This is a genomic window from Cuneatibacter caecimuris (assembly GCF_004216775.1).
Lineage (GTDB): Bacteria > Bacillota > Clostridia > Lachnospirales > Lachnospiraceae > Cuneatibacter > Cuneatibacter caecimuris.
The window spans coordinates 248,298-261,216 of record NZ_SGXF01000002.1 but is presented as its reverse complement, the minus strand read 5'-3'; the positions used below and the strand labels follow the sequence as shown (position 1 = coordinate 261,216).

At 45.0% G+C, this 12,919-nt stretch carries 10 protein-coding genes and 1 pseudogene; 5 read left to right on the top strand and 6 right to left on the bottom strand.

Translation table 11 applies throughout. The features are described from left to right. On the top strand, window positions 1-4,851 hold the full coding sequence (locus EV209_RS07445) for a DEAD/DEAH box helicase family protein (RefSeq protein WP_130434649.1): 4,851 nt from the start codon (window positions 1-3) through the stop codon (window positions 4,849-4,851). Window positions 4,852-4,911: 60 nt separating this feature from the next. On the opposite strand, the gene EV209_RS07440 is transcribed toward EV209_RS07445, so the two are convergent. Continuing rightward, complete coding sequence (locus EV209_RS07440) at window positions 4,912-5,157, bottom strand: hypothetical protein (protein ID WP_130434647.1); 246 nt, start codon at window positions 5,155-5,157, stop codon at window positions 4,912-4,914. 89 nt (window positions 5,158-5,246) lie between these two features. Between EV209_RS07440 and EV209_RS07435 the strand changes: the two genes are divergently transcribed. Continuing rightward, window positions 5,247-5,450 carry a winged helix-turn-helix transcriptional regulator gene (locus EV209_RS07435; protein ID WP_130434645.1) on the top strand — a complete coding sequence of 68 codons (204 nt, stop codon included), beginning with the start codon at window positions 5,247-5,249 and terminating at the stop codon, window positions 5,448-5,450. A gap of 308 nt (window positions 5,451-5,758) precedes the next feature. On the opposite strand, the gene EV209_RS07430 is transcribed toward EV209_RS07435, so the two are convergent. Beyond that, window positions 5,759-6,130, bottom strand: a complete 372-nt coding sequence (locus tag EV209_RS07430) for a TnpV protein (RefSeq protein ID WP_130434643.1) — start codon at window positions 6,128-6,130, stop codon at window positions 5,759-5,761. A 266-nt stretch (window positions 6,131-6,396) separates the two neighbouring features. Further along, window positions 6,397-7,317, bottom strand: a complete 921-nt coding sequence (locus EV209_RS07425) for an alpha/beta fold hydrolase (RefSeq protein ID WP_130434641.1) — start codon at window positions 7,315-7,317, stop codon at window positions 6,397-6,399. A 225-nt stretch (window positions 7,318-7,542) separates the two neighbouring features. Between EV209_RS07425 and EV209_RS07420 the strand changes: the two genes are divergently transcribed. Together EV209_RS07420 and EV209_RS07415 are read left to right on the top strand one after the other, a co-directional pair. Continuing rightward, on the top strand, window positions 7,543-10,008 hold the full coding sequence (locus EV209_RS07420) for a cation-translocating P-type ATPase (protein ID WP_130434639.1): 2,466 nt from the start codon (window positions 7,543-7,545) through the stop codon (window positions 10,006-10,008). Further along, the gene (locus tag EV209_RS07415) at window positions 10,005-10,433 is read left to right on the top strand and encodes a 2-thiouracil desulfurase family protein (RefSeq protein WP_130434637.1); all 429 of its coding nucleotides are present in this window, start codon (window positions 10,005-10,007) and stop codon (window positions 10,431-10,433) included. The genes EV209_RS07420 and EV209_RS07415 overlap by 4 nt, the downstream gene beginning before the upstream one ends. On the opposite strand, the gene EV209_RS07410 is transcribed toward EV209_RS07415, so the two are convergent. Both EV209_RS07410 and EV209_RS07405 read right to left on the bottom strand, forming a co-directional pair. Then, window positions 10,430-11,335, bottom strand: coding sequence for an AraC family transcriptional regulator (locus tag EV209_RS07410; protein ID WP_130434635.1), 906 nt, complete (start codon window positions 11,333-11,335; stop codon window positions 10,430-10,432). The two genes, EV209_RS07415 and EV209_RS07410, sit on opposite strands and share 4 nt — an antisense overlap. Before the next feature lie 72 nt (window positions 11,336-11,407). Beyond that, window positions 11,408-12,430, bottom strand: coding sequence for a helix-turn-helix domain-containing protein (locus EV209_RS07405; RefSeq protein WP_243647539.1), 1,023 nt, complete (start codon window positions 12,428-12,430; stop codon window positions 11,408-11,410). A gap of 42 nt (window positions 12,431-12,472) precedes the next feature. Between EV209_RS07405 and EV209_RS16655 the strand changes: the two genes are divergently transcribed. Continuing rightward, entirely contained in the window at window positions 12,473-12,625 is a 153-nt protein-coding gene (locus tag EV209_RS16655; RefSeq protein ID WP_243647538.1) for a hypothetical protein, read from the top strand. Between the two features lie 63 nt (window positions 12,626-12,688). Here the strand turns inward: EV209_RS16655 and EV209_RS17085 are convergent. Continuing rightward, window positions 12,689-12,886 (bottom strand): annotated as a pseudogene (locus EV209_RS17085) (GntR family transcriptional regulator); the annotation flags it as partial. Window positions 12,887-12,919: the final 33 nt, after the last annotated feature.

Here is a 12,919-nt window from a genome sequence, read left to right as displayed (position 1 = left end):
ATGTTCAATCCGGCTAAAGCGTCATCGAATATTAAAGAAGAGTTTATTGATTATATAGCAACAACACATATTTTTGCGAATCCTTCTTTGCAAAAACAATTTGTTAAAGAGTTGAGGGCGAATATCGCTCGTGGCCCCTTGCTTGAAATCAAGGATGTGTTTAAGAACGGAAAATCCATTGAAGAAATGGTTGAGGATGCCGATTGTCCCCTTTCTCCATTATTTAGAGAACTTGAATCAGGCAAGCCGAATGACAAGCTGCATAGTCACAAGCTGCCGATAAATCGCAATCTGTATCTTCATCAGGAAAAAGCTATTCGTGCTATTGTTGGCGGCAATAATGCCGTTGTATCTACAGGTACAGGTAGTGGTAAAACAAACTGTTTCTTAATTCCTGTATTAAATGAACTATTGCGGGAAAAGGAGCAAGGAACACTTGAGAAAGGCGTTCGTGCATTGTTTATTTACCCAATGAACGCACTCGCAAACGATCAGATGAAGAACATCAGAGAAATTTTGATGTGCTATCCCGATATAACTTTCGGTGCATATAATGGCGGCACGGAAAACGATGAGGAAAGTGCCATTGCCGTGTATGAAGCTATGTTCGCAAAAGAAAAAGTGCCGGAGCTTCGCCATAGACTGCCAAATGAAATTCTTTCCCGTGACAAGATGAAGAAGAATCCTCCGAATATCTTGTTCACTAACTATGCGATGCTGGAGCATTTGCTATTACGTCCAAAGGACGATGCCTTGTTTTCCAATGCGGATTTTAGATTCGTTGTTTTGGATGAAGCGCACACATATACGGGTGCAACAGGTATCGAAACATCCATCCTTCTTCGTAGATTGAAAGCAAGAATTTCGGCTACCAAGGATACACGCTTTATCCTAACCAGTGCTACCTTGGGCAATGATAGTAGCGTAGACGATGATATTATCACCTTTGCGAAGAATCTGTGTGGCGTGGATTTTGATAAAAGGTACATAATCAGAGCCGAACGAGAAGCATATATTCCAAATCCAGAAATTAGAAAGTATCCCGATGAGTTATACGAAAAGTTAGCGGATGATGAAAACTTTGTATGGCAAGTTTTGAACGAATATGGTTTTAGCGTTGACAAAAATACTGACGAAAAGGAATTGCTATATGATTTCTTGCTGACTTCTGATTTGTATCATACACTGCGCCTTTGCCTCGGTAGTATATGTGAATTGTCGGAAATCGGAGAAAAACTATCCGTTAGCACAAATGTAGCTATCGCATTTATTTCACTTTGTACTCGTGCGCAAAAAAACAAGAAATCTTTAATTGACGCAAGATATCACTTCTTTATCCGCAGTCTTGAGGGGGGCTATATTACTCTGAACAAAGACAAAAAATTGTTTTTGAATCGCCAGAAAACTTATCGGACAAATAGCGATGAGTTTGCAGTGTTTGAAGCAGCGGTTTGTGATGACTGCGGCAGAATTTCGTTAGTCGGCAAAATTGAAAATCGCAAATTAGTTCAAGCGAGCAAACTCGAAGAAAAAGTGGAATATTATTACCTGGATGTTGATGATAATGCCGATATTGAAGATGACGATGTAGAAGATGAAACCGACAAAAAGAAAGAAGCATTCTATCTCTGCCCGATCTGCGGAGCAATCGTTGCCGAAAATGAAATTCACAACCTGCCCTGTGATTGCGGTAGAGAAAATTACATCAAGGTTATCAAGGCGAAAATTCTTAAAATGGGTGCAAGATGCGGTAACTGTCACACAGGCCATTATAAGAGAATGTATCTTGGTAATGATGCTGCGACGGCTGTTTTGGCGACCTCTTTGTATGAAGAACTTCCCGAAATCGAATATATTGAAAGCGATGAGCAATCCAGATCTAAAAACATTTTTGCAAAGGCGGCCAGCAATAACAAAAAGGTTGCAAGAAAAATTGGCAAACAGTTCTTGGCTTTCTCTGACAGCAGACAGGAGGCAGCAAAATTTGCTTGTTATTTAGGAAAGAGCTACAACGAATTTTTGCGTAGACGTGGCATCTGCCGTATTATTGCGGAAAGAAAGGACGAAATCATAGCACACGAATATACGATATCCGATTTCGTAACCTTGCTTACAAATTATTTTACAGCTAAGAAAAGCTTTGCAAAGAGTAATTCGGACGAAAGCAATCTTACATTAGATAGTCGTAAAAACGCTTGGGTTGCTCTACTAAACGAATTGGCTCGATATAATTCTGCTACATCACTTACGGCATTGGGTCAGATACAATTTGAGTATAAAGGGAATACACCGGAAATGGTGGAAATTATTGCGGATGAGTATAAAGCCGATCCTGCTTCAGTAAAAGCATTGCTTGACTTGTTGATCTTTGAAATTGTTAAAATGGGGGCTGTATATACCGATTCCGATAGCGATATAGACGATAACGACCGGGAATATATATTCTTTACTCCATCGCAGAGATTTGTTACTTTTATGCAATCTCCCGACAGAAAAAGGTCAACCGTATCGAATTGGATGCCGAAAAGCAAGGTAGGCGGAAACAGCTATTATAAATCCAACCGGCTTTACTATGTTTGCTTCACGCTGGGTATATCTGAGGAACGTGCGATTGAATTCTTAAAGCAATATTTTGAATATCTTTCCGACCCTGAATGCGGCAATCCGTATTGTATGGATGACCTGAATAAAGACGGCACTTATGTGCTTAGAGCGAAACATTTCGTTGTAAAGATCAATGGTTCTTCTGATGCGCATTGGTATCGCTGCAAGAAATGCGGTAAAATCACACAGTTCAATTTGGGTCATTGTCCATCCGTCAAATGCGAAGGACAGCTTGTTGAAATCAATCCAGACGATATTACAAGAGATAATCACTTTGCCAAATTGTATATGAGCGATAGAATGTCTCCGTTGCTTATTAAAGAGCATACTGCGCAGCTCAGTAAAAGGGAGAGTGCCGAATATCAGGAACAGTTCATCAAAAAAGAGATCAATGCTCTTTCTTGTTCTACCACTTTTGAAATGGGCGTTGATGTTGGTGATCTTGAGACTGTATTTTTGCGGGATGTTCCACCCCTACCGTCCAACTATGCACAGCGTGCTGGACGTGCTGGACGAAGCCTTGATTCTGCGGCGTTTGTTCTTACATTTGCAAAGCTAAGTTCTCATGATTTATCGTTCTTCAAAGATCCTAAGCGAATGATCGGTGGAACAATATTGCCTCCGTTATTCAAAGTGGATAACGAGAAAATTGTTCGTAGACATATTTATGCAGTGGCTTTGAGTATGTATTTTGCTGATCATGAAGAACAATACAATCACAACGATGCCGACAAGTTTATAAATCAAAAGGGATATGATGGCTTTATCGAGTGGATCAATAGTCATCCGCAAAAATTATTAGATATACTAAAGAAGTCTATTCCCAATATTGATAATCTACATAAGCGTCTTGGGATTGACGATTTCTCTTGGATTGATGAATTTAGTGGTGAAGAAGGTGTATTTACACAGTTGATTCAAGAATATGAAAATAATATTCAAAATTTTGAAAAGCTAATCAAGCAATTCAAGAAAATAAATGATTTAACAAAAGCCGCCATGTGCGAAAGAAAACTTCAGCATTACAAGAAAAATAAGCTAATTGATTTTTTGGCTCGTGGCAATATACTGCCGAGATACGGATTTCCTGTTAATACGGTGGAACTGCAACAAAATACAACTGCGAACAATGTCTCTAAATTGAGATTGAGCAGAGACTTGCAGATTGCAATAGCTGAATATGCACCATCCTCTGAAGTTGTTGCTAACGGCAGACTGTATACGAGTCGATATATTAAGAAATCAGCAACGGGAAAGGATAGGCAGGATTGGTATACAGGCTATATTGGAGTGTGTCGCAATAAAGATTGCAACACGGTCAATTATAGTATAACACCCATAACAAGTGAAGGTATCCATTGTTCATCTTGTGGTCAAAAACTGTCCAGGATAGATTTCTACGAGAGCATAGAACCTCGTTCAGGCTTTGTTGCCGAGCGGCAGGATAAAGATGTTCCTATGACACGCCAGGAAAAGAATTACCGCTCTGAGGATTATTACATTGGAAATGTTGCCGCAAGAACAATCGGAAAGCATCGGTATCTCATTAATTCCATAGAGGTTCAGGTTGAATCTACAACGAATGATTCTTTGATGGTGAAATCTGTTAATAATTTCTATGTTTGCCGACTCTGCGGTTATGCTGTAGCCGAAGATGAGAATATTGGCGAAAAAGAGATTAAGAAGCAGATGCGTATCGGTGCATTATCTGTAACGACAACCAAATCACATGAAAGCTTATATGGACAGTATAATTGTAATTGCCATGATCTTGTTAGACGCTCTCTCCACCACGAATTCAAGACCGATGTTGCTAAAATATCCTTTAAGTGCAATACATCCGATTACAATACAATGGTGTCGGTTATGTATGCAATCTTGAATGCTATGGCAAAGGATTTGAATATCGAGAAACGAGATATCAAAGCGTGCTTGTCAGCAGAACTTTTTAATGGTATTTTGGACTTTTCTATTGTTATTTATGATTCGGTTCCAGGTGGTGCAGGTCACTCAAGACGACTGGTAACGGAGAATGGAAAAACACTACATAGCATATTCATGTCTGCGCTGCAATCCATGAGTGAATGTGATTGTGATCCTTCCTGCTACAACTGTTTGCGCAGTTATGAAAACCAAAAGATCCATGATCTGCTCGACAGAAAAAAGGCCATCGAATTCTTGCAACAATTTAAAGGAATCGTTGAAGTCGTACCAGAAGATGATATTAATGATTCAATACTGTTCTAACTCAAGTTATACCCTCGGCAATGCCGAGGGTATAACTTTAAATCTACATCAAATCTAAAATTACCGTTCTTGCTCATGGCGTTTTGACTTACTTAGCTGCCGATCCTTGCGCTGTTGCTTCCGCCGCACATCTTCTCTGATAAAGTGTATTTCGGGGTCTTCATTGAACAGATTGGTCACATCCAATTTGCGGTCATGCATCAGCATAGGATTGTATTTCTCCCCGTAGGCAGTTTTCACACGGTCAACGGCAGAGCGTTCTTTTTCTTCACGGATGGCAAGCATGGATAGGCTGTATATTGCCAACTGCGGTTGTCTGCCCGAAAACTGGACATTGGAGAAATTGATACGTAAACACGCTTAGAGTTATCCGTTTCGGAAAGGTGACTAATAGGGTGATTGATAAAGTGACTGATGAAGAACGCACGTTATTGTCACTCCTTGCCGAAGATCCAGGATATACAATGCCCCGACTATCAGAGAAAATGGGAATCAGCAGAAAAACGGTAGCACAGAGAATAAAACAACTCAAAGAAAAAGGTGTTATCGAACGCATCGGCTCCGACAGAAAAGGCTATTGGAAGATCAACAGCAAATGATAGGTGCAAAAAGTAGCGTTCGACTCTCAAAAGTAACGTTCACTTTCTGGAAAGTAGTATTTGTAAATAAAAAGTAGCGATTGAAATGAAAAGGTGTTAATTACGCCCCGAAAAGTGTTGATTGTTCTGTACGAAGTTGCGTTTGCCTATTTGATTAAGTTGCGATTGGTGAGAAAAGATTGCGATTGCTCTTTGACACATATTATCAGTCACCCCAAGGTGACTGATAGGGTGACTGTAAAGGTGACTGATCGCCCCGCCAAAATAAAGCCCGTTATCAGCCAACATAGTCGATAACGGGCATTCGATTAAGCATTTACAAGTTCGGTCAAGATAATTTCTTCCGCACGGTTGCGAATGGAATTGATACGGCGCACCCATTCCATTTGGTCAGCCGTTTTGAGTGCTTCGGTTACGCCCTCCTGCTTTGCCATAGTAGAAACAATGATTTCCATACGCTCGTTGCAGGCTTGGTCAATTTCAGCAAGATGCTTGAACAGCATACCTTCCAGTATATAGGTGTTGTAGAAGATTTTACGGTACTCTTTCAGATAACTGCGGCGCATACGCCCGTATTTGCCGATCTGATAATTGCCGGTATCCAACAGGACAAGGTTGGGGATGAAATAATCGTCCACTTGACGGTATGTACCGCCCATTTCTTCTAAGATAGATTTCATAAGGTTCAGCACCTTTTGCGTTGATTTTCAGCGGTTATAAGGCTTTTTTAACTCCTTTCTTACAACTGCTTTTCAATTCACCACAAATGAGCCGCAGTCATATGTATTAGGTGGCAGAAACCACCCTTTACATATTAACTCTTGTTAAGAAATGGAATTAAAATCTTAAACCTAGTAAAACCACTTATATTTTCCATGCGCCCGATTGCATTTTGCAGCCGGGCGCATTAAGTTTCAACTTTATACCTGCCGTGGACAAGCAGTTTCTATAAATGTTTTTCCATAAACTCCAAAAGATCAGCGAAAACCTTTTCTTTCCCCGCTTCGTTCAGTATTTCATGGCGCATGCCGGGATAGAGCCTGCCGCAAACATCGCTGTAGCCCGCCTGCTTCATCAGCTCCACTGCCTGCTTGAATTTTGCCGGCCTGAGCAGACAGGGGTCCTCGCTTCCGGAGACAAACAGAATAGGCAGAGCCGGGTTTTTCGGCTGCCAGCCGTCCTTCCCATAGACGCATCCCATCAGGTCGAACAGAGAAAGGTAGCTGTCTGCAGTGAAGGAAAATCCGCACAGAGGGCTGTCGTTATAGGCCTGCACCACCTCGGGAACAGAGCAGATCCAGGCGTTGGGGGCCTCAGGGAATTTTTTATTATGAGGGCCGAAAACCAGTTTATCCATGACAGCGCTCTTATAGGCGGGCCCGTGCTTTTTCTTCAGCCGGCCCGCGAATTTGCGGCCGAACCAGACTGCGGCCGCGGGATTTTCACTGGGAGAACCGCAGACAATGAGCTGATTAATCTGATCGTCATATTTTTTTGTATAAGCGCGTACCACCAGGGAGCCCATGCTGTGTCCCATGAGGATCAGCGGTAGGCCGGGGAACATGTTTTTGGCGTAATCCGTAACCTGCCGGGTATCTTCCACCAGGCCGGCTGCGCCATTTTCATAGAGGTACCCCAGATCTTCTTCAGATTTGACGCTTTTGCCATGCCCGCGGTGGTCATGAATCACAACGAAAAATCCGTTCCGGGCCAGAAATTCCATAAATGCCAGGTAACGTTCTTTATGTTCCGCCATGCCGTGCACCAGCTGTACAATTCCTTTTGGCTGGTTTTCCGGCCAGACTGCCAGCACAGAAAGGGGCAGTCCGTCATGGACAGAGGTGAGGGTGCAGTTTTCCTGTTTCATAGTGCTCCTCCAATCTTTTCCTGTTTTATATCGCTTCTGTTTCCATCCTAGAACTTTTTGTTCGGAAAAGCAAGGAGATTTGTCAGGAAAAGTTTGAATTTTTTTAATGAAAATTTCAAAAACCCGTGTTATAATGACAAAAAAAGGAAACAAAGAGAGTATGGAGCCGTATTTTTCCGGGAGCGGAGAAATTTCAGAAGAGCGGCGAATACAAAGGAGCAGCGTATGGAAACCGGAGAACAGGTACAGATCAATACATCAGCGGCTAAGCTGGATGCGGGGGTATCATTGGATGAGGTGAATCTGACGCCGGTGAGCGGGCTGACCGCGGCTCAGGTTCAGGAGCGGACAGAGCAGGGAAAGGTGAATTTTCAGGACAATAAGGGTTCCAAATCGGTCAAGCAGATTGTGCGGGACAATGTGTTCACCTTCTTTAACTTGATTAATATCATTTTGGCAGTGCTCATCATTATGGTAGGTTCTTTCCGAAACCTGTTTTTTATGGGCGTGGTGCTGTCCAATACGGCGATCGGCATTATCCAGGAGATCCGGGCAAAACGGGTTCTGGATAAGCTGGCGCTGATTACCGCGGCCAAGGTGCGGGTGCGCCGGGACGGGCAGGAAGAGCATGTGGAAGTGGATCAGGTGGTGCTGGATGACATGATGATTCTGGCCTCCGGCAATCAGATCACGGCGGACGCCATTGTGAGGGAAGGCTCCCTGGAAGTCAATGAATCCCTGATCAGCGGGGAATCTGAGGTGATTTTGAAACATCCCGGGGATTCCGTACTTTCCGGCAGTTTTGTGGTGTCAGGAAGGGCGTCTGTGCAGGTGGTCCATGTGGGGGAAGAGAATTTTGCCCACAAGATCCTGTCTGAAGCCAAGACCATGAAGAAATACCGCACAGGCCTGCAGCGTGCTCTGGATACCATCCTGAAGGTGGTCAGCGTGCTGATCGTGCCCCTGGGCGTGGGGCTTTTTGCCACACAGTTTTACGTAAATCATTCTACCTTCCAGGACTCCATTGTCAATATGGTGGCAGCCGTGCTGGGAATGATCCCGGAAGGGCTGATGCTTCTGACCAGCATCGCGCTGGCGGTGAGCGTGATTAATCTGGCAAAATATAAGACGCTGGTCCACGAAATGTTCTGCATTGAAACGCTGGCGAGGGTGGATGTGCTCTGCCTGGATAAAACAGGCACGCTGACAGAAGGACGGATGAAGGTGGAAAGCGTGATTCCACTGGAGGAAGCTCCTGTGGATGAAATCCTGAGCAATCTGGCGGGCAGCCTGGAAGACGATAACGCTACGTTCCAGGCGGTAAAGGAACATTTCCCGGCCAAGAAACAGTACAGGCCCAGAACGCTGATCCCGTTTTCCTCAGCGCGCAAATACAGCGGCGCTGCTTTTGAAGATAAAGGCACTTATTTGATGGGCGCTTTCGAATTCATGTTTCCGGAAGGGGCGTTTCCGGAGGTGAAGGAACAGATCGACCGCCATACCGCGGCCGGAATCCGGGTGCTGACCCTGGCTTATACAGAAGAGATGGCAGAGGAGAAACAGCTGCCAGGCGGGCTGAAGCCGCTGGCAATTATTCTGATCAGCGATGTGATCCGCAAAGAGGCAAAGGAAACCCTTCAGTTTTTTGACCAGCAGGGCGTGGATCTGATGGTGATTTCCGGGGACAACCCGGCGACAGTCTCCCATATCGCGGAAGAGGCCGGCTTTAAAAACGCTTCCGCCTATGTGGATGCTTCCACGCTGAAAACGGCGGAGCAGCTGAAAACAGCTGTGGAAAAATATAAAATATTCGGCCGCGTGACTCCGGTGCAGAAAAAGCAGATTGTTTTGGCGCTTCAGGCAAATAAGCATACGGTGGCGATGACAGGAGACGGCGTGAACGACGTTCCGGCCCTGAAGGCGGCGGATGTGAGCATCGCCATGGCCAGCGGAAGCGAGGCTGCCCAGAATACGGCCAACCTGGTGCTGCTGGATTCCAACTTTTCCGCAATGCCTCATGTGGTGAATGAAGGACGGCGGGTGATCAACAATATCCAGAGCGCCGCTTCCCTTTTCCTGGTAAAAACTATATTTTCTTTCCTGCTGACTATCATGACGCTGGCCACTGGGACGGAGTATCCGTTTGTGCCGATTCAGCTTTCTCTGATCAGCGTATTTGCTGTGGGGATTCCTAATTTCTTCCTGACGCTGGAGCCCAATTATAGAATTGTGGAGCCCAATTTCCTCAGCAATGTGTTCAGAAACGCGTTGCAGGGGGCGATGACTATTGTATTACAGGTTGTAATCATTTCCATCGCGGGGTCCTGGCTTGGCGTGGATGAAAATATCCGTTCCACCATGTGTGTGCTGACTACTTCTGTGACCAGCATCATGATGATTAAAGAGGTATTCCCTCTGACGACGCTGTTCCGGCGCCTGATTTACTGCGCCATGTATATCGGCATGATGCTGGGTCTGCTGATTGCCGGTGAAAAGCTGCTGTATATGGAGACCATCAGTTTTAATGCTATGATGATTGTTCTGATGCTGGTAGTTTCCACCCCCATTACGCTCCGGGCGCTGCGCTGGGTGTGCGACAAGGCCTGGGTTCGCTGCCGCAGGCTGCTGCGCTACAGCAAGAAGCGGGTAAAACGGGAATCCCGCAATATATTCGGGGGAGGGATAAGATGATTTTGGTGAGCGCGTGCCTTCTGGGACAGTGCTGCCGTTATGACGGCAAGAGCAAGCCTGACCCTAAAGTTTTGGAGCTGAACAGCAAGGAGCTGCTGCTGCCGGTATGTCCGGAGCAGATGGGCGGCCTGCCCACTCCCCGGACGCCTGTGGAGCGCCGGGGGGAAAGGGCTGTGGACCGAGAAGGGAAAGACAGAACGGAACAATTCAAGAAAGGCGCGGAAGAAGCCTGCAGGCTGGCAAAACTTTATGGCTGCCGGACTGCGATTTTAAAATCCAGAAGCCCTTCCTGCGGCTGCGGGCAGATTTATGACGGGAGCTTTTCCCATACGCTGACAGAAGGGGACGGATTCGCGGCGGAAGCCCTGAAAATGGCTGGAATCCATGTACTAACAGAAGAAGAGCTGGACGCCTGCTTGGCTTAATGAGAGCTTTCGGCCAGATTTTTTACCGAGGAGGCATATTCTGACGGCGTCATGCCAGTGATTTTTTTGAACTGTCTGGAAAAATAATGAATCGAGGAAAACCCCAGACGTTCTGAGATTTGTGTGAAATTCAACTGGTTTTCACGGATGATCTGCTTTGCTGTTTCAATCTTTAATTTCAGGAAAAAATCAATCACGCCTCCGCCGTTCTTTTCACGAAATAGCTTCAGCAGCTGGGAACGTCCTACCAGCGTGTCCCTGCAGATCTGATCCACGGTGAGGCGCGTCTGCAGGTTGCCTTCCAGGTATTTGACGATACGGCTGTAGAGCTCCTGATCGCTGTTCTGCTTCACAGATTTCGCAGCAGGAGAGGAAACAGAACCGTTCGGAACAGAAATACCCCTGCGTATCATGCAGATCAGCATCTGCTCCAGATATAATTTAATCAGCTGCTCACCGCCGAAAGGCGGCGGGCAGCTTTTTTCCATGCGGTTCAGATAAGGATCGTTGAGCGGGGAAGAGAAAACCTTTTTTGCCTCCCGGATGATCTGGGCAATGAGTACCCGATCCTCCTGAACAATAGAAAAAACTTTATGCTGAAAGAAATCAAGACAGGGAGAATCGCTGCCAAAGGAGATTACCACCAGGTTAGGGGCAGTTTTCCCATTTGCCCGCACGCTGTGAAATTCATTTGGCCTGTGAAAAATGATTTCTCCTTTTTTCAGGGAAACCAGCCGGTCGCCCGCTATCACATCCACCTCTCCTTTATCCACATAGAGAAATTCCCAGAAATCATGGGCTTCTCCGGGAAAAGAAAAATCACTCATATATTCGAAATAGTGGATGCTGTATATGGAGTCCACTGCCACAGAGCTGTGCAGTACTGTCTTGTTGTAAGACATGATAGAATCCTCCTTTGTAAGTCCTTTTTAGGAAAAGTAAGATAAACCAAGGGCTTCCAGAAAATTCCTGTTTCAGGGGTCGGCCAGGATGCCGGTCTGGTAATATAAACGGGCAGACGGGGACATCTGAAGTTTTGCATGTTCAATTCCAAAAAGGCTGAGATATTTTTCTATGGAAGGAAGCGCAATGGAGACAAAATCTTTAAAAGCTGCGGCACAGTCTTCCAAATCATCAGCCGTTAAATACTGAATCAGGGATTTTGTCAACCAGACTGCTTTATCATCGACAGGAGGATATCTCCCCTGCGAGGTTTTTAAAGGGTAGCCCCAGAGCGCGAGACCGTAAATATTTGCGTAAATCTCACGGAAGCCCTGAAGAGGGGCCCGCATCGCTGCGCTGATAAAGATACACCAGGGCGTAAGTTCACAATTTCCGGCATTGACATAGTCCTTTAGCTGGTTTATCAATTTATTTTTTTCCTCTTGATCCAAAGACGAAAGTGTACGGAGGACAATATCCTCACAGGAATAAAGCAACAGTTCGAAGGACTGATAGAAAAGTGCCAGATTACGGACAATGGCCGGAACAGTCAAATCCGGCTGTTCTGTGCGATCTCCCAAGGAAAAAATCCGGATTCCTTTTCCGTTAATCGGCAGAGTTACGCGAAGCTGCGTGAGCAAACGAATCGTCCGGCGTACTGTATTGACTGACACATTGTATTCTTTCGCCATTTTCTCATATGAAGGGAGGAACAACTGTCCCCGATAGCGTCCCAGATAGATCTCATACATGATACGGGTAGACAGATTGTAACAAATCTGTGGACGGCCCCGATAGATTCTCCAGACAAAGGAAATCTGCTGGTCCGCTGGTATAGGCAGCAGGTAAGGTTCAATGGAGTTTTTGGCCGATTCTACAAACTCTCTCCAAAACGCAGATAAACACTCATGGAGATGCTGCCAATCCCGCGCTTGCGCTGTTCGGACAATGGCCTGCAAACGTTTTTGCGCGATCTCTGCGGAATAGTATTCCAGGGTACGGTCGCTGATATAGGGAAAGCCTAAAAATAGAAAACATTCCCAGAATAAATTCATAATTAATGGGTTTTTCATTTTCTGCAGAACAAAACAGTAAAAATGAATCAGATTCTCAATATCAGCCTGTTCCGTAAAGGGAAAAAGGATATCATAATCGCGCTCATCAAGTCGCCGAAAGCTCTCTATCATCAGCGGCTGGAAAACAACCTCGACCGTCTGACACAGATCAGAAAAGGCATTCCATCGCTCTGAAAAGAATTGCCGGATATTTGAATTGCTCTGTTTTTCAGTCTGCTGAAAAATAACTCGGGCAGGCCTGCCGCGCTGCATTGATATATATCCTTCTTCCCGAAGCTGTTTCAGAACGGATTTTACCGTCTGGTCGGCAACATTGAATTTTTTGCAGATTGTGTTGACAGCAGGAAGGATATCTCCGCATCTATAACGTTGGAATTGAAAACATCTGAGAAAATATTCATAAATAAAACCAGCAAAAACTTGTCCGCTTTCCAAATTTATCCCTCCCTTGCTAATATCTCTTATTTT

What these genes read in the sequence shown, in the direction of transcription:
- EV209_RS07445 (WP_130434649.1), top strand. Translation starts at nt 1, where the DNA reads ATGTTCAATCCGGCTAAAGCGTCATCGAATATTAAAGAAGAGTTTATT.
- EV209_RS07420 (WP_130434639.1), top strand. Translation starts at nt 7,543, where the DNA reads ATGGAAACCGGAGAACAGGTACAGATCAATACATCAGCGGCTAAGCTG.
- EV209_RS16655 (WP_243647538.1), top strand. Translation starts at nt 12,473, where the DNA reads ATGAATCAGATTCTCAATATCAGCCTGTTCCGTAAAGGGAAAAAGGAT.
- EV209_RS07415 (WP_130434637.1), top strand. Translation starts at nt 10,005, where the DNA reads ATGATTTTGGTGAGCGCGTGCCTTCTGGGACAGTGCTGCCGTTATGAC.
- EV209_RS07405 (WP_243647539.1), bottom strand. Translation starts at nt 12,430, where the DNA reads ATGAATTTATTCTGGGAATGTTTTCTATTTTTAGGCTTTCCCTATATC.
- EV209_RS07410 (WP_130434635.1), bottom strand. Translation starts at nt 11,335, where the DNA reads ATGTCTTACAACAAGACAGTACTGCACAGCTCTGTGGCAGTGGACTCC.
- EV209_RS07430 (WP_130434643.1), bottom strand. Translation starts at nt 6,130, where the DNA reads ATGAAATCTATCTTAGAAGAAATGGGCGGTACATACCGTCAAGTGGAC.
- EV209_RS07425 (WP_130434641.1), bottom strand. Translation starts at nt 7,317, where the DNA reads ATGAAACAGGAAAACTGCACCCTCACCTCTGTCCATGACGGACTGCCC.